General features: G+C 65.0%; 18 protein-coding genes and 1 riboswitch. Of the genes, 12 read left to right on the forward strand and 6 right to left on the reverse strand.

The window, feature by feature from the left end; translation table 11 throughout:
* The first annotated feature begins 14 nt into the window (after nt 1-14).
* The 3 genes from WCY17_RS09800 to WCY17_RS09810 all read left to right on the forward strand — a co-directional run bounded on the left by WCY17_RS09800 (nt 15) and on the right by WCY17_RS09810 (nt 2,847).
* Nucleotides 15-1,160: an ABC transporter ATP-binding protein gene (locus WCY17_RS09800; protein ID WP_372701996.1), complete on the forward strand. Its 1,146-nt coding sequence runs from the start codon at nt 15-17 to the stop codon at nt 1,158-1,160.
* On the forward strand, nt 1,157-2,029 hold the full coding sequence (locus WCY17_RS09805; protein ID WP_372701997.1) for an ABC transporter permease: 873 nt from the start codon (nt 1,157-1,159) through the stop codon (nt 2,027-2,029). Before WCY17_RS09800 ends, WCY17_RS09805 begins: the two co-directional genes overlap by 4 nt.
* Nucleotides 2,030-2,193: 164 nt before the next feature.
* Nucleotides 2,194-2,847: an ABC transporter permease gene (locus tag WCY17_RS09810; protein WP_372701998.1), complete on the forward strand. Its 654-nt coding sequence runs from the start codon at nt 2,194-2,196 to the stop codon at nt 2,845-2,847.
* A 168-nt stretch (nt 2,848-3,015) separates the two neighbouring features.
* Here the strand turns inward: WCY17_RS09810 and xerC are convergent, their stop codons facing one another.
* The 4 genes from xerC to WCY17_RS09830 form a co-directional block, all read right to left on the reverse strand.
* Nucleotides 3,016-3,969 (reverse strand): tyrosine recombinase XerC, encoded by a 954-nt coding sequence (xerC, locus tag WCY17_RS09815; RefSeq protein ID WP_372701999.1) that lies wholly within the window; start codon nt 3,967-3,969, stop codon nt 3,016-3,018.
* The gene (locus tag WCY17_RS09820) at nt 3,956-4,639 is read right to left on the reverse strand and encodes a DUF484 family protein (RefSeq protein WP_372702000.1); all 684 of its coding nucleotides are present in this window, start codon (nt 4,637-4,639) and stop codon (nt 3,956-3,958) included. Before WCY17_RS09820 ends, xerC begins: the two co-directional genes overlap by 14 nt.
* 196 nt (nt 4,640-4,835) lie before the next feature.
* Nucleotides 4,836-5,843, reverse strand: a complete 1,008-nt coding sequence (locus tag WCY17_RS09825; protein ID WP_372702001.1) for a lysophospholipid acyltransferase family protein — start codon at nt 5,841-5,843, stop codon at nt 4,836-4,838.
* Nucleotides 5,833-6,825, reverse strand: a complete 993-nt coding sequence (locus WCY17_RS09830; protein ID WP_372702002.1) for a lysophospholipid acyltransferase family protein — start codon at nt 6,823-6,825, stop codon at nt 5,833-5,835. The genes WCY17_RS09825 and WCY17_RS09830 overlap by 11 nt, the downstream gene beginning before the upstream one ends.
* 241 nt (nt 6,826-7,066) lie before the next feature.
* Between WCY17_RS09830 and metK the strand changes: the two genes are divergently transcribed.
* The 4 genes from metK to metF all read left to right on the forward strand — a co-directional run bounded on the left by metK (nt 7,067) and on the right by metF (nt 11,105).
* Entirely contained in the window at nt 7,067-8,230 is a 1,164-nt protein-coding gene (gene metK, locus WCY17_RS09835) for a methionine adenosyltransferase (protein WP_372702003.1), read from the forward strand.
* A 112-nt stretch (nt 8,231-8,342) separates the two neighbouring features.
* Nucleotides 8,343-8,441: riboswitch (S-adenosyl-L-homocysteine riboswitch) on the forward strand.
* Nucleotides 8,442-8,499: 58 nt separating this feature from the next.
* On the forward strand, nt 8,500-9,906 hold the full coding sequence (gene ahcY, locus WCY17_RS09840; protein WP_372702004.1) for an adenosylhomocysteinase: 1,407 nt from the start codon (nt 8,500-8,502) through the stop codon (nt 9,904-9,906).
* An 18-nt stretch (nt 9,907-9,924) separates the two neighbouring features.
* Nucleotides 9,925-10,263, forward strand: coding sequence for a phage holin family protein (locus WCY17_RS09845; protein WP_372702005.1), 339 nt, complete (start codon nt 9,925-9,927; stop codon nt 10,261-10,263).
* On the forward strand, nt 10,260-11,105 hold the full coding sequence (gene metF / locus WCY17_RS09850; RefSeq protein ID WP_372702006.1) for a methylenetetrahydrofolate reductase [NAD(P)H]: 846 nt from the start codon (nt 10,260-10,262) through the stop codon (nt 11,103-11,105). The genes WCY17_RS09845 and metF overlap by 4 nt, the downstream gene beginning before the upstream one ends.
* Before the next feature lie 22 nt (nt 11,106-11,127).
* On the opposite strand, the gene WCY17_RS09855 is transcribed toward metF, so the two are convergent.
* Complete coding sequence (locus WCY17_RS09855) at nt 11,128-11,757, reverse strand: 5-formyltetrahydrofolate cyclo-ligase (protein ID WP_372702007.1); 630 nt, start codon at nt 11,755-11,757, stop codon at nt 11,128-11,130.
* A 17-nt stretch (nt 11,758-11,774) separates the two neighbouring features.
* On the opposite strand from WCY17_RS09855, the gene WCY17_RS09860 reads away from it, so the two are divergent.
* Nucleotides 11,775-13,877 (forward strand): transglycosylase SLT domain-containing protein, encoded by a 2,103-nt coding sequence (locus tag WCY17_RS09860; protein ID WP_372702008.1) that lies wholly within the window; start codon nt 11,775-11,777, stop codon nt 13,875-13,877.
* 23 nt (nt 13,878-13,900) lie between these two features.
* Nucleotides 13,901-15,034, forward strand: coding sequence for a hypothetical protein (locus tag WCY17_RS09865; RefSeq protein ID WP_372702032.1), 1,134 nt, complete (start codon nt 13,901-13,903; stop codon nt 15,032-15,034).
* 60 nt (nt 15,035-15,094) lie between these two features.
* Here WCY17_RS09865 and WCY17_RS09870 read toward each other — a convergent pair whose 3' ends face one another.
* Nucleotides 15,095-16,306 (reverse strand): class I SAM-dependent methyltransferase, encoded by a 1,212-nt coding sequence (locus tag WCY17_RS09870; protein ID WP_372702009.1) that lies wholly within the window; start codon nt 16,304-16,306, stop codon nt 15,095-15,097.
* 157 nt (nt 16,307-16,463) lie between these two features.
* Here WCY17_RS09870 and WCY17_RS09875 point away from each other — a divergent pair, with 157 nt between their 5' ends.
* The 3 genes from WCY17_RS09875 (at nt 16,464) to WCY17_RS09885 (ending at nt 19,912) form a co-directional block, all read left to right on the forward strand.
* Complete coding sequence (locus WCY17_RS09875; protein WP_372702033.1) at nt 16,464-17,621, forward strand: L-lactate dehydrogenase; 1,158 nt, start codon at nt 16,464-16,466, stop codon at nt 17,619-17,621.
* Nucleotides 17,622-17,754: 133 nt separating this feature from the next.
* Entirely contained in the window at nt 17,755-18,906 is a 1,152-nt protein-coding gene (locus tag WCY17_RS09880) for an ABC transporter substrate-binding protein (protein WP_372702010.1), read from the forward strand.
* 124 nt (nt 18,907-19,030) lie between these two features.
* On the forward strand, nt 19,031-19,912 hold the full coding sequence (locus WCY17_RS09885; protein WP_372702011.1) for a branched-chain amino acid ABC transporter permease: 882 nt from the start codon (nt 19,031-19,033) through the stop codon (nt 19,910-19,912).
* The last annotated feature ends 7 nt before the right edge of the window (nt 19,913-19,919 follow it).

Raw genomic sequence — 19,919 nt, forward strand, 5'->3', positions numbered from 1 at the left:
GTTGAAATCCGCACATGCCTGCGGATTTCAATGCATCAGATCATGGTGGATGTCAAATGACACGGGATTTCAATGGCGGTGAGCCGGATTGCATTCTGAGGCTTTCCGGTATCACAAAATCATTTGGTTCGACTGAGGTCATCAAATCGCTGGATTTGAAGATCGACAGGGGGGCGTTCATCACCTTGCTGGGTCCATCCGGCTCAGGCAAGACAACTCTGCTCCGTATGATAGGGGGGTTCACCGCACCGGATAGCGGGCAGATCATCATCAATGGGAAGCAATACGAGAATCTGCCCCCGGAAAAGAGGCCGACCTCCATGATGTTCCAGAGCTATGCCCTGTTTCCGAATCTGACGGTGTTCGAGAACGTGGCATTCGGCCTGCGGGTCAGGAAATTCCCGAGAAGGGAAATTGACGCCAAGGTCCATGAAATGCTGGAGTTGGTCGACATCACGAATCTCAAGGGCAGATACCCCAAGCAGCTGTCGGGTGGCCAGAGACAGCGCGTGGCACTGGCGCGTTCGCTGGTCATCGAGCCTGATATTCTGCTGCTCGACGAGCCGTTCTCTGCGCTCGATGAAAGCCTGCGCAGTACCATGCAACTCGAAATGCGGGACATTCAGAAGAGAACGGGCGTCACCACCATTGCCGTGACTCACGATCAGGATGAAGCCATGATCCTGTCCGACCACATTGCGCTCATGGGCAATGGGCGAATCGTTCAATATGGCATACCGACCAGTCTTTATGATTTTCCAGTCGATCTGTATGCGGCCGGTTTCATGAAGGTGGAAAACATCCTGAATGGCAGGATAGACCGCGTTTCGGGTACGGGGGCCGTGTTCACGATGGCTGCCTCCAGCCTGTCGATTCCATCCAGCGAAGACGACGCGCCGGGGCGCTCCGTTGCCATAGGCATCCGCAGCGAGGAAATCCGGATCGAGGGTTGCAGTCAGCCAGAGACCGCAAGCCTTGGTGAGAATCAGTTGATCGGCCGGGTGGCGGAATTCTACCTGAAAGGGGAGAATGTCCTGCTCAGGGTTCAGACTGAAATCGGATTTCTGGAAACAAGAACCAAACGCAAACATTACAACGAATTCAGGGACCATCCTGTGCTTGTGACGATTCCGTCCGAAAGTGTGATCAGATTGAAATGAATTCCAGGAAAATTGCGCTTCTGGCCCCGAGCTGTGTACTGATGGGCTTGCTGACTCTGGCGTATGTCATTTTATTTGTGAGCAGTACCTCGACGATGGCGCCGGGCACCCTCAGTTTTGGTGCGCCATATGATTTTTCGAATTATGCCAGGTTTGCAGATGACGCCATACTCAAGGGAGTGGTCGTTTACACCATTGTGTATTCCATATTCGTTACGGCAGCGGTGCTTTTGCTGGCCTTTCCATTCTGCTACGCAATCGTGCGGATCCGGCGAAAATGGCTCAGATCATTGTTCCTGTTCGTTCTGGTGGTGACATTTTTCTCGGGCACCATTACCAGGGCCTATTCCTGGCTCATTGTGCTGGGAAAGCGGGGGCCATTCAACGACCTGATGCTCCAGCTTGGATTGATCGACCAGCCTTTGAGCCTCATCTACAACACGACCGGCGTGACCATCGCATTGCTGCATTATCTTTTTCCGTACGGTGCGTTCGTGCTGATCGGCACCTTGAAGAATCTGCCGGAAATCTATGAGGAGGCAGCCCAGGATCTTGGTGCAGGGCGCCTGTATACATTCATCCGGGTCATCATCCCACAAAGCCTGGGCGGGCTCGGTTCGGCGTGGATACTTGTCTACAGCCTGTCATTGTCGACTTTCGTCATGCCCCTTCTGCTGGGCGGCGGCAAGGTCGTTCTGCTGTCCAATGCGGTCTATCGGGAGGTCGAGTTGAATTATGACATTCCGTATGCGGCTGCGGTCGCAATCATATTCGTGCTCGCGTCCATACTGACGATTTCACTTGCATACCTGCTGGGCAAAGTGGTGCCCAGGGTATTGGCAAACAGGGCATTGGCAAGCAGGGCATGAGACATATGTTATTCAACCATAGAATCCGGTGGCGCAATACCGAGGCGTTCGCCATCTTGCTGGTGGTGGTTCTGCTTCTGCCGTTGCTGATCATCACCCTGTATTCATTTTCGCCGAATCGATACTGGTCATGGGACTTGAATTTCTCGCTGCGCTGGTACAAGGTGCTGCTGGACAATTCAATTCTCATGAATTCCATCAAGAACACCCTGTGGCTCACGGTGTTCACCATTCCGATCTGTCTGGTTTCTTCGCTGGCGACGGCGCATATCATTGCCCGAAGGCTCATTCCAAAGGCAGAGCTGTTCGAGGTGATTCTCAGCTCGACACTGATGCTGCCGGGGGTTGTGACAGGCATCGCGCTGCTTTCGATGTTCGGCTATCTGAACGTGAACGATGGCCTGGTTCGGATGACCATTGCGATGTCGATCTTCTGCCTGCCGATGGCCGTCAATGCCCTGTTGGCCAACTATAACGGCCTGAATCCCGAGCTTGAAGAAGCCGCAGAGGATCTGGGGGCTGTCGGTTTCCGGAAATACCGCAAAGTCGTCCTGCCGCAGCTCAAACCGGGTGTCATTGCGGCGCTGGTCTTCATTCTTGTGGAGACAGTGGACAACTTCACGATCAACGTATTTCTTGCAGATCCCGACAGCATGACGCTGCCTATTGCGACCTATCAAAGGATGCGTACCTTTGATGACCCGGTTGTTGCGGTCATCGCCGTGCTGATGGGGGGGCTGTCCATCATGCTGGTCGGGGTTCTGGGCAAGCTCGTGGGCCTGGAGCGCGCCCTGACACAGGAAGGGACCGCGCATTGATCAGGAGTGCGGCGCCCAGTCATGGGCTGCGCCCGCCGCGCCACGGCCACATCCGGAGGTCCCGCCAGGGAAGCCCCCTGAGAAGCCCGTCTGGCGCGCTCAGGGGCCTGGCCTGGGAGACCTGCCTGGCGCGTTCAAAAGTTCTGCCTGGGGCATCATCTGGCGTGCTCAGGCGTCCGTTTTCCGCTGGGCGCGCGGATGCGCCTGGTCATACGTCGCCGCCAGGTGCTGGAAATCGAGCCGGGTGTAGATCTGCGTGGTCGAAATATTGGCGTGACCCAGCAGTTCCTGCACGGCGCGCAAATCATGGGATGATTGCAACAGGTGGCTGGCAAAGCTGTGCCGCAGGCTGTGTGGGTGCACGTGCACCGGCAGCCCCGTGCGCCGAGCCAGGGCCTGCAATTGCAACTGCACGACGCGCGGGCTGATACGGGCGCCGCGTACGCCCAGAAACAGGGCGGCCCTGGCATCCACGCCGGATTGCGGGGCCAGCAGGCTGGCGCGTACGGGAAGCCAGGCCTGCAGGGCCGCGAGCGCCTGATGCCCGAGGGGGACGATGCGGGTCTTGTTGCCCTTGCCGCGTACGATGGCCTGGGCCTCTTCGAGCTCGATCCAGCTCTGTGAACGGTATTCCGGGCCTTGCCGGGCCCGCCAGTCCAGACTGACCAGTTCGGCCAGGCGCAGGCCCGCTGAATACAGCACTTCGAACATCGCCATGTCGCGTTTTTCGACGGGGGATTCAGCGGGTGGCAGTTGCGCACGGTCGAGCAGGGCCTGGGCCTGATCGACCGACAGGGCCTTGGGCAGGTTGCGTGGCGCTTTTGGGGCGCGTATGCCCACGGCCGGGTTGCCGCTCAGGTGACCTGCGCGCACGCACCAGGTGTAATAGCTGCGCCATGCGGCCAGTGCCCGGGCCAGGCTGCGGGGTTCGTGGCCCTGGCCGTGCAGGCGTCGGAGTGCCTGGCGCAGATCGAGCGCATCGAGGGTCTTGAGCGCCTGGCCGGCGCAACAGCGCTGCAGCAACTGCAGATCATGGCGATAAGCGTCTATGGTGTGGCTGGAGTAGCGTTGCTCATGCGCCAGATGAGCCAACCAGACTTCGGTGGCGTCAGGCGATGGCATCGGGCTGATCCGGTGCGAGCCGGCTCAGGGCAGCGCCCGCCAGTTGCGCGATCTGTTCGAGAAAGTCGGTGCCCATGTCGGTAGTGAAGCGCCGCTCATCGTTGGAACCCAGTACCAGCAGGCCGATGGATTGCTGTGCATCCGGGGTGCGCAGGGGCAGCAGGGCCAGCGAGGCAGGTGCCTCACCCAGCCATGCGGCCGCATCCTGAGCTGTCACCGGGCCACAGTACGGCTTGTGCAGCGATGCGGCGTAGCTGCGGGTTTCCTGGGCGACGTCCTGCATATATTCGCCCTCGGGCAGGCCAGCCAGACCCCATAGCCGCAGGGCGATGCTGTCGAGTTCGAATTGCCGTGACAGGGTGCTGAGGATCAGATCGGGGATACGCTGCGCATCGGGTTCGGCCAGCATATGGCTGCACCAGTCGGTGACCCCCTGGTGGATGCGCTGGTTGCCGTCGGCATGGCGCAGCAACTGGTCGAGGTGTGCCTCACGCGTCTGCAGGCGTGCACGCAGGGCCAGAATCTGGCGTTCGGCCAGTGAAATGACACCCGGGCTGTGCGGGTGCGGGACTTCGAGCGTGGCGAACACGTCGGCATGCTCGCTGAGGAAATCTGGATTCCGGCTGAGAAATTCGGCGATCTCTCGAGCGCGGGAGGTGTCCGGTGTCATGGTCGGGCGTCTGGGGCAGTGAATCAAGAATGACTCTATCTTAACGTCTGGCAGGGTGCCCGGCCATGGGGGGCGCCTGCAGCCTGCGGGTGCCGGGCCGGGCATCGCGGGCAGGGATGGTCGGCGGAGAGGCGGGGTCGGCGCGACCAGCATCAGCCAGAGCCCGCCAGTGGTCCCGGATCAAAGTGGCCCGGGATCAATAAAAGCCGGGTTCGCCGGGCGGGCGCGTCTTGAAGCGGCGATGCACCCAATAGTACTGGGCTGGATCACGTCGGACCTCGGCCTCGATGAGCGCGTTCAGGCGGGCCGTGGCGGCCTCGGGATCGGCCGCGCCCGGGAAATCCTCGAGCGGTGGGCCGATGTCGACCCGGTATTGGCCTGTGTCGGGGTCCAGCCGGCTGATGATGGGCACGACCACCGCATCCCAGGTCGCCGCGATCTGGGCGGCCGACAGCAGGGTGGCTGCCGGCACGCCGAAAAAGGGCACGAAAGCACTGCCCTGGCGGCCGAAGTCCATGTCGGGCAGGTAATACACGGGCGTACCGCGCCGCAGGTGGCGGATCAGACCGCGCACGCCATCCTGCCGGCGCACCAGATGCACCTGGTTGAAGCGCCCCCGGCCGCGGCGCACGACCTCGTCCACGTCCGGGTTGCTCTGGCGGCTGTACAGGGTGGCGGATTCTTTCAGGAACAGCGTCAGGCGCGTGGCGGCGGCATCCAGGGCAATGAAGTGCGGGGCGAACATGAGGACGCGCCGGCCCTGGTCGAGCAGGGTCTGCAGGTGCGCTTCGCCGTGCAGGCTGATGGTGGCGCAGATGCGCTCGGGCGTGCCGTACCAGCACAGGCCGCGGTCCACGAAGGACTGTGCGAGCAACCGGTAGTGCCGAGCCGCCAGCGCGCGACGCGCAGCCGGGTCGAGATCCGGAAAGCACTTCTGCAGGTTGACGTCGACCACGTGGGCCCGTGAGCGCAGCAGCCGGGGCACCAGCCAGCCCAGGATGCGACCCCAGCGCAGACGGCTGCGCGTGGAGCAGTGGGCAAAGTGGCCCAGGATGTGGCCGAGCAGCCGTTGCCGCACCGTGTCGCCACGCCAGGGCGCGCCGCCGGCCGGCGGTGCACAGGCATCGCCCGGCCGCGCAGGCGAGTGTGCCGCGGCTTCTTCGCGCGCAGCCCTGGGCCGCGGAGGCACCGGTTCAGTGCTCATGATGTGTTGGCCGGGCCTGGGGCGCGGCACAGGCCGGCGCAGCAGGTGCGGGGCGGGCGTCAGTCACGGGCGCAGGGCGGGGTTCCATTTGGGCAGGCGGCAGCACCCTGTCCTCGGGTGGCATGCCGGGGGCTTGCATTTCATCGGGGTGTGGCGGGGCTTCGTCGGGTTGTTTGTAGCGGTTGTAGCCCCACAGGTATTGTTCGGGAAAGCGGCGGATCAGGGTCTCCATGGCCTGGTTGATGGCGATGGCCGTGGCCCCGACCGTATCGGGCAGTGGTTCGGGCAGGCGCAGGTAGTGGATGCGCCAGCCTCGTCCGCGGGGCAAACGCTCGCCCGCGGTCAGGATCACGGCCACTTTGGTCTGCAGTGCAAGCCGGGCGGCGAGCGTCATGGTCAGCGCGTATTCGCCGAAGAATGGCAGCCAGATCCCTTCGCCTTCGCCGGGGACCTGGTCGGGCAGCATGCCCACGGCTTCGCCCCGGCGCAGGGCGCGCACGAATTCGCGTACGCCCTGGCGATTGGCCGGTACGGCGTGCAGGTTGTGCATGTCGCGCGAGGACTCGACCAGCGGTTGCAGGATGGCCTGGCGCGCCGGGCGGAACATGACCGTGATGGGCCCGTAGCGGGTCAGGTGGCGTGCAGTGATTTCAAAACAGCCCAGGTGCGGGGTCAGATACAGCACCCCCCGGCCTTCGGCGAGCGCCGCCTGCACGATGGCCTCCTGGTCGCTGACGACCCTGGCCAGGCACTCTTCGGTACGCCACCACACCTTGGGGATCTCGGCCATCATGGCGCCGGTTTCGGCGGCTGCCCTGCGCACGAAGGCGGGGTCGCCGTAACCCGCCCAGCGTGTATGCCGGCGCAGGCGGCGCTGGTAGCGGCTGGGGTAGTGGTAGGCGGCCAGACCGATCAGGCGGCCGGCCGCCTGCAGCCACGAAAGCGGCAACCAGGCCATGAGACGGGCAAAAAACAGCAACATGGGCGCAGCGAATCAGTGAAAAAGACCCTGACGGTGGAAGTTCTTCATGCGGAAAACCCTTATTTTCGCTTAAAATGCCCGGGATCGCTGAGTTAACCGACAACTTGCGGAGCGATCACCCGCATTCACCCGCGGGCTCCATCCGCTAAAGCGTCGCGCCCCGACCGCAGAGGTGCAACGCATTTTCGTTCAACCTCGCACCGGCTGGCGGCTGGCGGCTGGTGCCAGCCAGGAAAGCACTGTGGCACAACACGATTTTCTCTTCACCTCAGAATCCGTTTCCGAAGGCCACCCGGACAAGGTCGCCGATCAGATTTCCGATGCCATCCTCGATGCCTTGCTCGCCCAGGACCCACACTCGCGCGTGGCCGCCGAGACCCTGTGCAATACCGGCCTGGTGCTGCTGGCGGGTGAAATCACCAGCCAGGCGACCATCGATTACATCCAGATCGCCCGCGACACCATCCGCCGCATCGGCTACGACAACACCGATTACGGTATCGACTACAAGGGCTGCGCGGTTCTGGTGGCCTATGACAAGCAGTCGCCCGACATCGCCCAGGGGGTCGATCGCACACCCGAAGAAATCCTCAACCAGGGGGCGGGTGACCAGGGGCTGATGTTCGGCTATGCCTGCGACGAAACCCCGGATCTCATGCCGGCGCCCATCTGGTATGCACATCGCATCATGCAGCGGCAGTCCGAACTGCGCAAGGACGGCCGGTTGCCCTGGCTGCGGCCCGATGCCAAGTCGCAGGTCACGTTTCGCTACATCGACGGCAAGCCGGCCGAAGTGGATACGGTGGTGGTGTCCACGCAGCATCACCCCGACATCGCCCAGGCCGACATCCACGAGGCCGTGATCGAGCACATCATCCGCCCCGTGTTTGCGCCGGGTCTGCTCACCGAACGCACCCGCTTTCTGGTGAATCCCACCGGAAAATTCGTCATCGGCGGGCCGCAGGGCGACTGCGGCCTGACGGGCCGCAAGATCATTGTGGATACGTACGGCGGCGCCTGCCCGCACGGGGGCGGTGCATTCTCGGGCAAGGATCCATCCAAGGTCGACCGCTCGGCCGCCTACGCGGCGCGCTATGTGGCCAAGAACATCGTTGCCGCGGGTCTGGCGCGCCAGTGCCAGGTGCAGGTCAGCTACGCCATCGGGGTGGCCGAGCCCATCAACATCACGGTCTACACCGAGGGCACGGGGGTGATCCCCGACGAACAGATCGCACGCCTGGTGCGCGAGCACTTCGATCTGCGGCCCAAGGGCATCATCGACATGCTCGACCTGCTGCGGCCGATTTATTCCAAGTCAGCCGCGTATGGGCACTTCGGTCGTTCCGAGCCCGAATTCACCTGGGAAGCCACCGACAAGGTGCAGGTACTCAAGGCGGCTGCCTGAATGGGCATCACGTTGCCTGCCGCTTGATATCCAGTGGCCCGGGCGGTGGTGCATGTGCTCAACGCGCTGTACGCGACGGCCCGGCGGGGCTGATCGGCTATAATACCCACCTTTCCCCGAGGGGCGCTGCAACGGCCCGATCACCTGCGTCATGCAGGCACGGCGGCCGTCAGGCTCGGGGGCATTCTTCATCGAACGGCGCCCAGCCCTGCACGGGCAGGGGTGGGCATGTGTCCGGCCTTCGTCCGTGCAGCATCATCAGGATCACCATGACGACTGCACACGACTACATCATTGCCGATATCGCCCTGGCCGAATGGGGCCGGCGCGAGATCGCCATTGCCGAAACCGAAATGCCCGGCCTGATGGCCATACGCGAAGAATACGCCGCGTCCCGGCCGCTCAGGGGTGCACGCATTGCCGGCAGCCTGCACATGACCATCCAGACCGCGGTGCTCATCGAAACGCTCGAAGCACTGGGTGCCGAAGTGCGCTGGGCCTCGTGCAACATCTTTTCCACCCAGGATCATGCCGCGGCGGCCATTGCCGCCGGGGGCACCCCCGTGTTTGCCGTGAAGGGCGAATCGCTGGAAGACTACTGGCAGTACACCCATCGCATCTTCGACTGGCCCGGTGAGCCGGCCAACATGATCCTCGATGACGGGGGCGATGCCACCCTGCTGCTGCATCTGGGCGCGCGCGCCGAAACCGACGCCAGCGTCATCGCGCAGCCCGAAAACGAAGAAGAGCGCGTGCTGTATGCCGCGATCCGTGAGCGCCTGGCCCAGGACCCCCATTGGTATTCCAGCCGCCTCGAGCACATTCGCGGGGTGACCGAAGAAACCACGACGGGGGTGCACCGCCTGTATCAGATGTCCCAGCGCGGCGAGCTCAGGATCCCGGCGATCAACGTGAACGATTCGGTCACCAAGTCCAAGTTCGACAACCTGTATGGCTGTCGCGAATCACTGGTCGATGGCATCAAGCGGGCCACGGACGTGATGGTGGCCGGCAAGGTGGCCATCGTCTGTGGCTTCGGCGATGTCGGCAAGGGGTGTGCCCAGGCGCTGGCGGCCTTGCGCGCGCAGGTGTGGGTCACCGAGATCGACCCCATCTGTGCCCTTCAGGCCTCGATGGAAGGGTATCGGGTGGTGTGCCTGGATGACCCCGAGGTGGTCGAGCAGGCCGACATTTTCGTGACGGCCACCGGCAATTACCACGTGATCGACCGCGACCATCTCTACCGCATGAAGGATCAGGCCATCGTCTGCAATATCGGCCACTTCGACAGCGAAATCAATGTGGCCTCGGTCGAAGACCTTGCCTGGGAAGAAATCAAGCCCCAGGTGGACCACATCATTTTTCCGGATGGCAAGCGGGTGATCCTGCTGGCACGCGGGCGCCTGGTCAACCTGGGCTGCGCAACCGGGCACCCCTCGTTCGTGATGTCGGCGTCCTTCACCAACCAGACGATCGCGCAGATCGAACTGTTCACGCGCGGCGATCATTACCGCACGGGCCAGGTGTATGTGCTGCCCAAGCATCTGGATGAGAAAGTGGCCCGCCTGCACCTCGGGAAACTGGGCGTGCGCCTGACCGACCTCTCGCAGCAGCAGGCCGACTACATCGGCGTGCCCGTGGCCGGGCCATTCAAGCCCGATCATTATCGTTATTGATTCTTTCGGAGAAACCTCATGCTCTTTCTGCTCTGGTTGCTCAATGCCATTGCCCTGCTGATCGTGGCCTGGGTGCTCCCGGGCATCGTGGTCTCTTCGTTCGGCTCGGCGCTGATCGCCGCGCTGGTGCTGGGGCTGCTCAATGCCGTGGTCAAGCCCCTGCTGGTGCTGCTGACCCTGCCGCTCACCGTGGTGACGCTGGGGCTGTTCCTGCTGGTGATCAATGCGCTGGTGTTCTGGTTCGCGGGCTCCATCCTGCGTGGCTTTCAGGTGGATGGCTTCTGGTGGGCGCTGCTGGGCGCGGCCATCTACAGCCTGGTGTCCACCGCGCTCGCCAATCTGCTGATCATGTCATGAGTACGCCGACGATCAGCTTCGAGTATTTCCCGCCGCGCGACATCGCCGCGCAAGAGCGTCTGGTGCGCTCGGCCAAGCAACTGGCCGCGCTGGGCCCTGCCTGGGTGAGCGTCACCTTCGGTGCCGGCGGGTCCACCCGCAGCGGTACCGTCGAGACCGTGAAGATGCTGCAGAACCTGGGGGGCGATGTCGCCCCGCACCTGTCGTGCATGGGGGCCACCCGGGCCGATCTCCGGGTGCTGCTGGATGATTACGCGGCGCGTGGCGTGCAGCGGCTCGTGGCCCTGCGGGGTGACCTGCCGTCAGGCATGGGGGGGGATACCGGTGAGCTGCACTATGCGGCAGACCTGGTGCGCTTCATTCGGGCGCACTACGGTGACCGCTTTCACATCGAGGTGGCCGCGTACCCCGAGATGCATCCGCAGGCCGACAGCGCCCGGCAGGATCTGCAGCATTTTGTCGACAAGGTGCGCGCGGGCGCCGACGGGGCGATCACGCAGTACTTCTTCAATGCCGATGCGTATTTCGACTTCGTCGACCGGGTGCGGGCCCGCGGGCTCGATATCCCCATCACCCCGGGCATCATGCCGGTCACCAACTATACGCAACTGGCGCGCTTTTCAACCATGTGCGGCGCAGAAATCCCGCGCTGGATGCGCCTGCGGCTGCAGGACTTCGGTGATGACAGGGCCTCGATCCGGGCCTTTGGCATCGACCTGGTGTCCGGCCTGGTGGCCCGCCTGCTCGAGCACGGTGCCCCGGGGGTCCATTTCTATACGCTGAACCACGCCGAGGCCGTCAGCCGCATCTGCGCCAACCTCGGGCTGGCACAGGCGGCCTGAGAACCCGCGGCCTGGCGCTGGATCAGGGCTCGGGCACCGCGAGGGCCCAGCCCTTGTCGGTCAGGATGGCGTCCAGGCGGATGTCGTGCGGCTGGGGCTGGTGCGGTTCGCCGCTCAGGTCGCCACTGGCCCAGGCAATGCCTACGCTGATGAAGGGGTGGCCGCCGGCCTTCAGGGCCGCCAGGGTGCGGTCGTAATAGCCGCCGCCGTAGCCGATGCGGTCACCCTGGCGGGTGTAGCCCAGGGTGGGCACCAGGATCACATCCGGCGCCGGTGCGGGCGGGCCTTCGGGTTCGAGTATGCCGTAGGGGCCCGGCAGCATCGGGGTGTCTGGCGTCCAGAGGCGGAACGCCAGGGGCTGCGCCGGGCCCGTCACCACCGGCAGGGACACGCTCAGTTCGTCGTCCATGGCCCACTGGCGCAGCAGGCCCTGCAGGTCGGGCTCTTCGGGCAGGGCCCAGAAGGCGGCAATATGCCGGGGATCGGGCCTGCCCTGTTCACGCAGGGCGCTGCGCCGCGTGGCCAGCCAGGTGAAGAGGCGCCCGCGCATCAGCAGGGCGCCGCGGCTGCGTTCGGTGTCGGGCAGCGCGCTGCGCAGCTGGCGCAGTCGCTTGCGCAGGCCTTCTGGGGTATTCTGTGCGTTCTGATTCATGGGGGTCGGTGGAGCAGATGAAGATGGTGAAGGACATTCTAAAGCAGTGGGGTTGCAGGCCGCAGCGCTGGCTCGTGTTGGGGGTCTCGATGGGGCTGGTGGCCTGCGCCGGGGCCCAGGACCCGAGCCCGGCCGTCGAAGGCAAGGCGGCTGCGGGCGCCCCGCGGCTGGTGGCCCAGCTGGCCGATGCATCCGACCAGGTGATGCTGCCGCCCAAGGTCGTACCCCAGCCTGCGCCCCAGGTGCCACCGGCGGCCCGCAAGGCCGTGGTCGATGCCTACGAGGCCATGAACAAGGGGCGCTGGGCCGATGTCACGCGCCTCGCTCCCCTGGCGTCGGCCGACCCCGTGCTGGGCATGTATCCAGAATACTGGCTGTTGCGCAGGCGCCTGCAGGATCGCACCCTGCCGGTGCCCGAGGCCGATGTCCGGCTGTTTCTCGATCAGGTCGACAATCCGTACCTGGCCGAGCGCATCCGGGCCGACTGGATTCTCGCCAGCGTGCGCGCAAGCGATTTCGCCGCTGCCTTGCAGATTCCACCCGTGTCCGACCCCTCTGCATCGGTGCGCTGTGCGTTGTTGCTGGCCCGGCACCAGACCGGGCAGCTGATCCAGGCCGCCGAGGTTCTCGATGCGGTGCAGCCCACGGCCGATTGCCGCGATCTGGTCGATCAGCTGGCCGCCGACCAGCTTCTCGATCGGCCCCAGCTCAACAGCCTGTTGCACGCCCTGCTCGAAGCCGGCAAGCAGGCGCCGGCCGATCGCATGGCGGCGGTGATCTTCGACACGCCCGAGATGGTGCAGTATGCCGCGCTCATCAAGAATCCGCTGCAGTGGCTGAAAAAACACCCCAGGCCACGCCGGGATGTCGATGTCGAACTGGCCACCATCGCCCTGTCACGGCTGGCACGCGGTGGCGAGCGCGAAAAATCTGCGCGCTACATCGAAGACCACTGGGCCAGCCAGTTGCCGGCGCAGAATCTCGAATGGGTCTGGGGGCAGTTCGGCCTGGTGGCGGCACTCAATGTCGAGCCCGATGCGGCGCGTTGGTATCGGCGCTCCGGGCACGCTCCGAAGACCGATTACAACCACGCCTGGGAAGTCCGTGCCGAACTGCGCCAGGCGCCCATCGACTGGGCCCGGGTTGCGGCCGCGATCGACAAGATGAGCGCTCGCCAGGCCGCCGAGCCCGTCTGGCGCTACTGGAAGGGCCGGGCATTGGCAGCCACCGGGCAGACGGATCAGGCGCGTGGGCTGTATGAGGCCATTACCGGTGATCAGGGCTTCTACGGTTTGCTCGCCATCGAAGAACTGGGCCGCACGCCCCACCTGCCGCCCCAGCCCGAAGCCCTGGATCCGGCCTGGGTGGCGCAGGCACGCAACCACCCCGGCCTGCAGCGGGCAGTGGCCCTGTTCGATCAGGGCTGGCGCCGCGAGGCCGTGCCCGAGTGGAATTTCGCGCTGCGCGGCATGAGCGATGCGCAGTTGCGCGGTGCAGCCGAGTTCGCGCGCGAAGAGCACATCTATGATCGCGTGGTCAATACCTCGCTGCTCACCCGGCAGGTGTCCGATTTCAGCCAGCGCTTCATTGCGCCCTTCGAAGGGCAGGTGGCCGCGAAGGCGCACGAGATCGATCTGGACCCTGCCTGGGTGTACGGGCTGATCCGCCAGGAATCCCGCTTCATCACCGATGCACGCTCACGGGTGGGGGCGTCGGGCCTGATGCAACTCATGCCGGCCACCGCCCGCTGGGTGGCCAAGAAGATCGGCCTGAAGAACTTCAAGCCTTCGCAGGTCAATGATTTCGACACCAACACCATTCTGGGCACGCGCTATCTGGACATGGTGCTGCGTGACCTGGGGGGGTCGCAGATGCTGGCCACGGCCGGTTACAACGCGGGCCCGGGGCGGCCCAAGCGTTGGCGCAAGCAGTTGCAGGCGCCTGTAGAGGGCGCCATCTTCGCCGAAACCATCCCGTTCACCGAAACCCGCCTGTACGTGAAGAATGTCCTGTCGAACACGGCCTACTACGCCATGCTCTTCACGGGCGAGCCGCAGTCCCTGAAAGCCATGCTGGGCACCGTAGGCCCCGATGGCCAGGTGGCTACGGCGCTGCCGTGAGCGGGCCGGCAGGCAGGCCGTCCGTGCGCGCGTCTGCGCATCGAGGCAGGCAATCCGCTGCCGATCCGGCCGTGGCCGGTCTGGACGTCTATATCGTGGGGGGGGCGGTGCGCGATGCCCTGCTGGGCCTGCCCGCAGGCGATCGCGACTGGGTGGTGGTGGGGGCCACCCCTGAAATCATGGCGGCGCGCGGCTTCGTGCCCGTGGGCGGTGATTTCCCCGTGTTCCTGCACCCGCACACCCACGAGGAATACGCGCTGGCGCGCACCGAACGCAAGTCCGGGCGCGGTTACCACGGCTTTGTGTTCCATGCGGGGCAGGACGTCACCCTCGAAGAAGACCTGCAGCGCCGCGACCTGACCGTGAACGCCATTGCGCGCGCACCCGATGGGCGGCTGGTGGACCCTCTGGGCGGCGTGGCCGATATCCAGGCCCGGGTATTGCGCCATACGGGCCCGGCCTTTGCCGAGGATCCGGTGCGCCTGTTGCGGCTGGCCCGCTTCGCGGCGCGCTTTGTGGATTTTTCCATTGCCCCGGAAACCCTGGACCTGTGCCGCACGCTGGTCACCCAGGGTGAGGTCGATGCGCTGGTGCCCGAACGCGTCTGGCAGGAACTCGCCAAGGGGCTGATGACGGCCTGCCCGGCACGCATGCTGCAGGTGCTCGAGGCCAGTGGGGCGCTCGCACGGGTGGCTCCCGGGCTGGTCTGGGACGCGGCGGTGGCCGATGGCCTGGATTGTGCGGTGCGGCAAGGCCTCGGTCTGGCGCAGCGCCATGCGCTGCTGTGCCGCGCATCGGCGCCGGGCCTGCAGGCCCATCTCAAGGCGCCGGGCGCCTGCCAGGATCTGGCCCGTCTGCTGCCCGCGCTGCTGCAGCGCCTGGCGGCCGGAGAAGACAGTCCGCAGGTCTGGCTGGCCGTGTTCGAGTCCTGCGATGCGTTGCGCCGCCCGCAACGCTGCCTGGACCTCTTGGCGGCCGCTGGCTGCGTGCAGCGCGGGCTGGATCAGAGCCGCTGGGCACGGCGCCTGGATGCGGTGCGCGCCGTGGATGCCGGTGCCATTGCGCGCGCTGCAGGTGGCGATGTCGAGCGCCTGCGCCAGGCCCTGCGCGCCGCGCGCCTGCAGGCCCTGGCATCCGGGCCGTTGTTTGCCGATTAGCAAAATCGGGGCTCTGCGTGCGTAGCTGCGGTCTGCCCCACGGCTGCAGGCGACCGGGCATCAGAGGCGGTCGCGCCGGTCGCCCCGGACAAAGCCGGCCAAGGGTGGCGCCACGCCGCGGCCAATGGCCAGCACCTTGAAGAGTTCGCCCATTTCGGCCTCGGACAGCAGGGTATTCAGGGCAGCCAGCTGACGGGCCCGTGCGGCGGCATCAGGCGCGGCCTGTGGCCCGGCGGCGGGCAGCAGGTCGGTGAGCCCCAGGTTGAGCAGGAAACGGGCCTGCGAGGTATAGCCCAGGACATCCAGCCCGCCATCGAGGGCGGCATCGGCCATGGCCGTGAAGTCCACATGGGCCGTGATGTCCTGCAGGCCGGGCAGGATCAGCGGCTGGTCATGGGCGTGGTGGCGAAAGTGGCACATGAGCGTGCCCTGGTGGCGCTGCGGGTGGTAGTACTCGGCGCGCGGAAAGCCGTAGTCGATCAGCAGTGCCACCCCCTTGTGCAGCCAGCGCCCCATGTCACGCACCCAGGCCTCGGCGCGCAGGTTCAGTTCCGACTGGTAGCCCGGCCACGCGGGCAGGCGATCGGCCACCAGGCGCGCGGCCTCGGCGGCCAGCGGGTGGCTCGCCCAGCGAAAGGGCATGGCGCCGTCTTGTGGTGGGTCGGACGGGTCAGGGGCCAGGGCCACGCCAAGCTCGTGCGCCTGGCCGCTGGCGTCGAACCGGAACAGAATGACGGGCATGGCGTCGAGCACTTCATTGGCCAGCACGCAGCCGCAGAAGCCCTGGGGCGGCATGTCCAGCCAGCGGACCTGGGCGCCCCAGGCGGCCAGCCGGGCCTGCTGGCGGGCGCGCAGGTCGGCGGAGACTTCCAGAATGTGATACTGCGCCGTGATCCCGAGCGCATGCAGGGCCGCAAGAAGGCTGTTTGCCAAAGACCCGCTGCCGGCACCGAACTCGAGCACCTGCGCGCAGCCGCTGACCCGCAGCACTTCGGCGACCTGGCGAGCCAGCGTCTGGCCAAACAGGGGCGTGGTTTCGGGCGCTGTGGTGAAATCGCCCGCCGCATCCAGCTTGGTGCTGCCGGCGCTGTAATAGCCGAGCGCCGGGGCATACAGGGCGGCCTGCATCCATTGCTGGAAGGGCAGAATGCCGCCGGCGGCGCCTATGGCCCGTACCAGATGGTCCTGGACCTTGCGTCCGTGGGCAAGGGCGGTGGCATCGGGCCGGGGCAGGCCGGACGGGATATGAATTTCAGGCAGGCTCGGGTGCATGGGCGAAGCATAGCAGGCGGGTGGCAAGCGTGTGGGCGCGACTTATAATCACTGCAGCGAATCACTGCAGCGGGGCGCACGCCAGGTCCCTGTCTCGTCCCGCCGCCCTCGACGCACCATAAAAAGGAGTCCAGGCTTGTTTCCATCACTGAACAAAATGACCTGCGTGGAAGATTTCCGCCGGGTGGCCCAGTGCCGCGTGCCGCGCATGTTCTACGATTATGCCGATTCAGGCTCATGGACCGAGCAGACCTACCGGGCCAATGAAGCCGATTTCTCGTTGATCAAGTTCTGCCAGCGGGTGGGGATCGATTTCGAGCATCGCAGCCTGCGCAGCACCCTGCTGGGTGAAGAGGTCGCCATGCCGCTTGCGTTGTCCCCCACCGGGCTCACGGGTATGCAGCATGCCGATGGCGAGATCCTGGCAGCGCGGGCAGCCGAGAATTTCGGCATTCCGTTCACCCTGTCGACCATGAGCATCTGCTCCATCGAAGACATTGCCGCGCATACCAGCCGGCCCTTCTGGTTTCAGCTGTACGTGATGCGCGACCGCGACTTCATCGGCCGGCTGATCGACCGGGCCCGCAATGCGGGCTGTTCGGCGCTGGTCGTCACGCTGGATCTGCAGATCCTCGGGCAGCGCCACAAAGACATCAAGAACGGTCTGTCCACGCCGCCCAGGCCCACCCTGCTCAACCTGCTCAACCTCGCCACCAAGCCGTACTGGTGCATGCACATGCTGTCGACGCGGCGGCGCTCGTTCGGCAATATCGTCGGGCATGCCAAGGGGGTCACCGATCTCAGCTCGCTGTCGGCCTGGACCGAGCAGCAGTTCGATCCCACGCTCAGTTGGGGCGATCTCGAGTGGATCAAGGAACGCTGGGGCGGCAAGATCATTCTCAAGGGCATTCTCGATGCCCGCGATGCGCGCAAGGCGGTCGACGCGGGCGCCGACGCCCTGATCGTCTCCAACCACGGCGGGCGCCAGCTCGATGGCGCGCCCTCGTCGATCTCCATGCTGCCCGACATCGTGGCCGAGGTCGGCGGCGAAATCGAGGTCCTGCTCGATGGCGGTGTGCGCGGTGGCCAGGATATCCTGCGGGCGGTGGCCCTGGGGGCCCGGGGGGTGATGATGGGGCGGCCGTTCCTGTATGCCCTGGGGGCGTTCGGCGAGGCCGGCGTGCGCCGCTGTCTCGAACTGATGGCCAAAGAGCTCGATGTCAGCATGGCCTTCTGTGGCCGCACCGACATCCGCGACGTGGACCGCAGCGTGCTCCTGAATCCGCAGGTCTTCGACGGCACCAACGGCCTTTGAGCCGTTGCCGGCGCAACGGCAGCGCCAACGATATTGCATATTGCAGCCCGGCGGGCGTGCCGTCTGGTCGCAGCGCGCAATTCGGGTTACATTCTACAATCGATTTCACCCACGAGAACTGGAGACTGAAGCCATGAAACTTTCTGCACGGCTGCTGATTGCAGCCCTGTTTTCCGCCGCGGCCCTCGCACCGGCGCATGCGGCCGACATCAAGATCGGGGTCGGACAGGCGCTCACCGGCGGTGGAGCCCTCTATGGCAAGGCCATCGTCAATGGCTTCGAGATGGCCGTCGATGAAATCAATGCTGCGGGTGGCGTCAATGGCAACACGATCACGCTGGTCCTCCAGGACACCAAGAGCGAAAAGGGCGCGGCCATCAATGCCTACAAGCGGCTGATCTTCGGCGACAAGGTGCTGGCCATTTTCGGCACCACGGTGTCCAATACGGCCCAGGCCGCCGACCCCACGGCCCAATCCGCCAAGACGGTGGCCCTGAGCTCGTCGAACACGGCCTATGACATCACGTCCATTGGCGACTATATTTTCCGCAATGCCGTCATCGAAGCCGACGTGCTGCCGGTCACGGTGGCCGTGGCCAAGGAAAAGCTCGGCCTGAAGAAGGTGGCCATCCTGTATGGCAATGACGATGACTTCACCGTCGACGAGTACGACATCTTCAAGCAGACGCTCACCGATCAGGGTATCGAGATCACCACCGAAGAGACCTTCGTCAAGGGCGATGTCGACTTCAAGGCCCAGCTCACCAAGATCAAGGGCACCGAACCCGATGCCATCGTCATTGCGGCACTGGCCGAAGGCGGGCCCATCATGGTGCAGGCGCGCCAGCTGGGTATCGACCTGCCGTTCATCGGCGGCAATGGCATGAACTCCGACCGGATCTTCACCACGGCACCGGGTGCGGCCTCGAACGACCTGTGGGTGGGCAGCCCCTGGTCGCTCGACCACAAGACGCCCGAGAACACGAAGTTCATCGAGGCCTTCAATGCGCGCTACAAGGCCAATCCGGATCAGTTCGCTGCCCAGGCCTACGATGCGGCCAATATTCTTGCCCAGGCCATCGGGCAGATCGAACTCAGCGGTGATATCGCGGCCGACCGCACGGCGCTGCGCGATGCCCTGCCCGAGATCACCTGGACGGGAGCCACCGGGCCCTTCAAATTCAAGCGCCATCTCGATCGCCAGGGCCAGCCCACCGGGTACGATGCCGACCAGAAAGCCATCATCAGCGTCACCAAGGATGGCCGCTTCGTCCTGGTCGACTGACCCATTCCTGCGGCACCCCGGCCGGCCCTTGCCCATGGCTGGCCCGGCGGCGGTCGCGTGTTGAACAGGCCTGCAGGCGGGCCCATGCCCGCCTGCAGAGCCACTCGATGACCCTTTTCCCGACATGCTCGCACAGCAACTCATCAATGCCATCTCCCTGGGCTGCGTGTTTGCCTTGTTCGCGCTGGGCTTCACCCTGATCTTCGGGGTGCTGCGCGTCGTCAACCTGGCCCATGGCGCGGTCTTCATGGCGGGCGCCTATGTGGCGCTGGTGACGATCGTGGATCTGGGCCTGCCGCTCTGGGCTGGCATGGGGGCGGCCTTTCTGGCCGCTGGCCTGCTGGGGGCCGGCATCGACTGGCTGATTCTGCGCCCGCTGCGTCAACGTGACGCGCCCGAACTGATCCTCATGGTGGCGACCATCGGCGTGGCCACCATCCTGGCCAATGGCGTGCGCATTCTGTTTGGGCCCGACAATCTGCGATTCCCGCAGGGGCTGTTGCCCGAAGACGTGATCGCGGTGGCCGGCATCCGGGTCACGGTGATCGAGATTCTCATCATCCTGGTCTCGGTCTCCCTCATGGTGTTGCTGATGTACGCGATCAAGGGGACCCGCTATGGCCGTGCGCTGCGCGCCGTGGCCGAGTCGCCCAGGGCCGCGCGCCTGATGGGCATCCACGTGGAACGCATGTTCTTCTCCACGTCGTTCCTGGCGGGCGGTCTGGGCGGGATGGCGGGCGTGCTGATCGGTCTGTACTCGAATGCCCTGTATCCCCTGATGGGTGAGCCCATGCTGCTCGCCGGGGTGGCCGTGGTCATCCTGGGCGGGATGGGCAGTATTCCCGGTGCCCTCATCGGCGGGCTGTTCCTGGGGTTCTCCCAGGTGCTGTCGGTGGCCTATATCGGTTCCAGCGCGCGCGATGCGATTGCCTTCGGCCTGCTGTTTGCCGTGCTGCTGCTGCGCCCCCAGGGGCTGTTCGGCACGGCCGCCCAACGCAAGGCATGATGCGCCC

This window comes from Castellaniella sp. (genome assembly GCF_041677825.1).
In the GTDB taxonomy this organism is placed as follows: Bacteria; Pseudomonadota; Gammaproteobacteria; order Burkholderiales; family Burkholderiaceae_B; genus Castellaniella.

What these genes read in the sequence shown, in the direction of transcription:
- metF (WP_372702006.1), top strand. Translation starts at nt 10,260, where the DNA reads ATGAGTACGCCGACGATCAGCTTCGAGTATTTCCCGCCGCGCGACATC.
- WCY17_RS09885 (WP_372702011.1), top strand. Translation starts at nt 19,031, where the DNA reads ATGCTCGCACAGCAACTCATCAATGCCATCTCCCTGGGCTGCGTGTTT.
- WCY17_RS09870 (WP_372702009.1), bottom strand. Translation starts at nt 16,306, where the DNA reads ATGCACCCGAGCCTGCCTGAAATTCATATCCCGTCCGGCCTGCCCCGG.
- WCY17_RS09855 (WP_372702007.1), bottom strand. Translation starts at nt 11,757, where the DNA reads ATGAATCAGAACGCACAGAATACCCCAGAAGGCCTGCGCAAGCGACTG.
- WCY17_RS09880 (WP_372702010.1), top strand. Translation starts at nt 17,755, where the DNA reads ATGAAACTTTCTGCACGGCTGCTGATTGCAGCCCTGTTTTCCGCCGCG.
- WCY17_RS09830 (WP_372702002.1), bottom strand. Translation starts at nt 6,825, where the DNA reads ATGTTGCTGTTTTTTGCCCGTCTCATGGCCTGGTTGCCGCTTTCGTGG.
- xerC (WP_372701999.1), bottom strand. Translation starts at nt 3,969, where the DNA reads ATGCCATCGCCTGACGCCACCGAAGTCTGGTTGGCTCATCTGGCGCAT.
- WCY17_RS09825 (WP_372702001.1), bottom strand. Translation starts at nt 5,843, where the DNA reads ATGAGCACTGAACCGGTGCCTCCGCGGCCCAGGGCTGCGCGCGAAGAA.
- WCY17_RS09845 (WP_372702005.1), top strand. Translation starts at nt 9,925, where the DNA reads ATGCTCTTTCTGCTCTGGTTGCTCAATGCCATTGCCCTGCTGATCGTG.
- WCY17_RS09820 (WP_372702000.1), bottom strand. Translation starts at nt 4,639, where the DNA reads ATGACACCGGACACCTCCCGCGCTCGAGAGATCGCCGAATTTCTCAGC.
- WCY17_RS09875 (WP_372702033.1), top strand. Translation starts at nt 16,464, where the DNA reads ATGACCTGCGTGGAAGATTTCCGCCGGGTGGCCCAGTGCCGCGTGCCG.
- WCY17_RS09805 (WP_372701997.1), top strand. Translation starts at nt 1,157, where the DNA reads ATGAATTCCAGGAAAATTGCGCTTCTGGCCCCGAGCTGTGTACTGATG.
- ahcY (WP_372702004.1), top strand. Translation starts at nt 8,500, where the DNA reads ATGACGACTGCACACGACTACATCATTGCCGATATCGCCCTGGCCGAA.
- WCY17_RS09860 (WP_372702008.1), top strand. Translation starts at nt 11,775, where the DNA reads ATGAAGATGGTGAAGGACATTCTAAAGCAGTGGGGTTGCAGGCCGCAG.
- WCY17_RS09800 (WP_372701996.1), top strand. Translation starts at nt 15, where the DNA reads ATGCCTGCGGATTTCAATGCATCAGATCATGGTGGATGTCAAATGACA.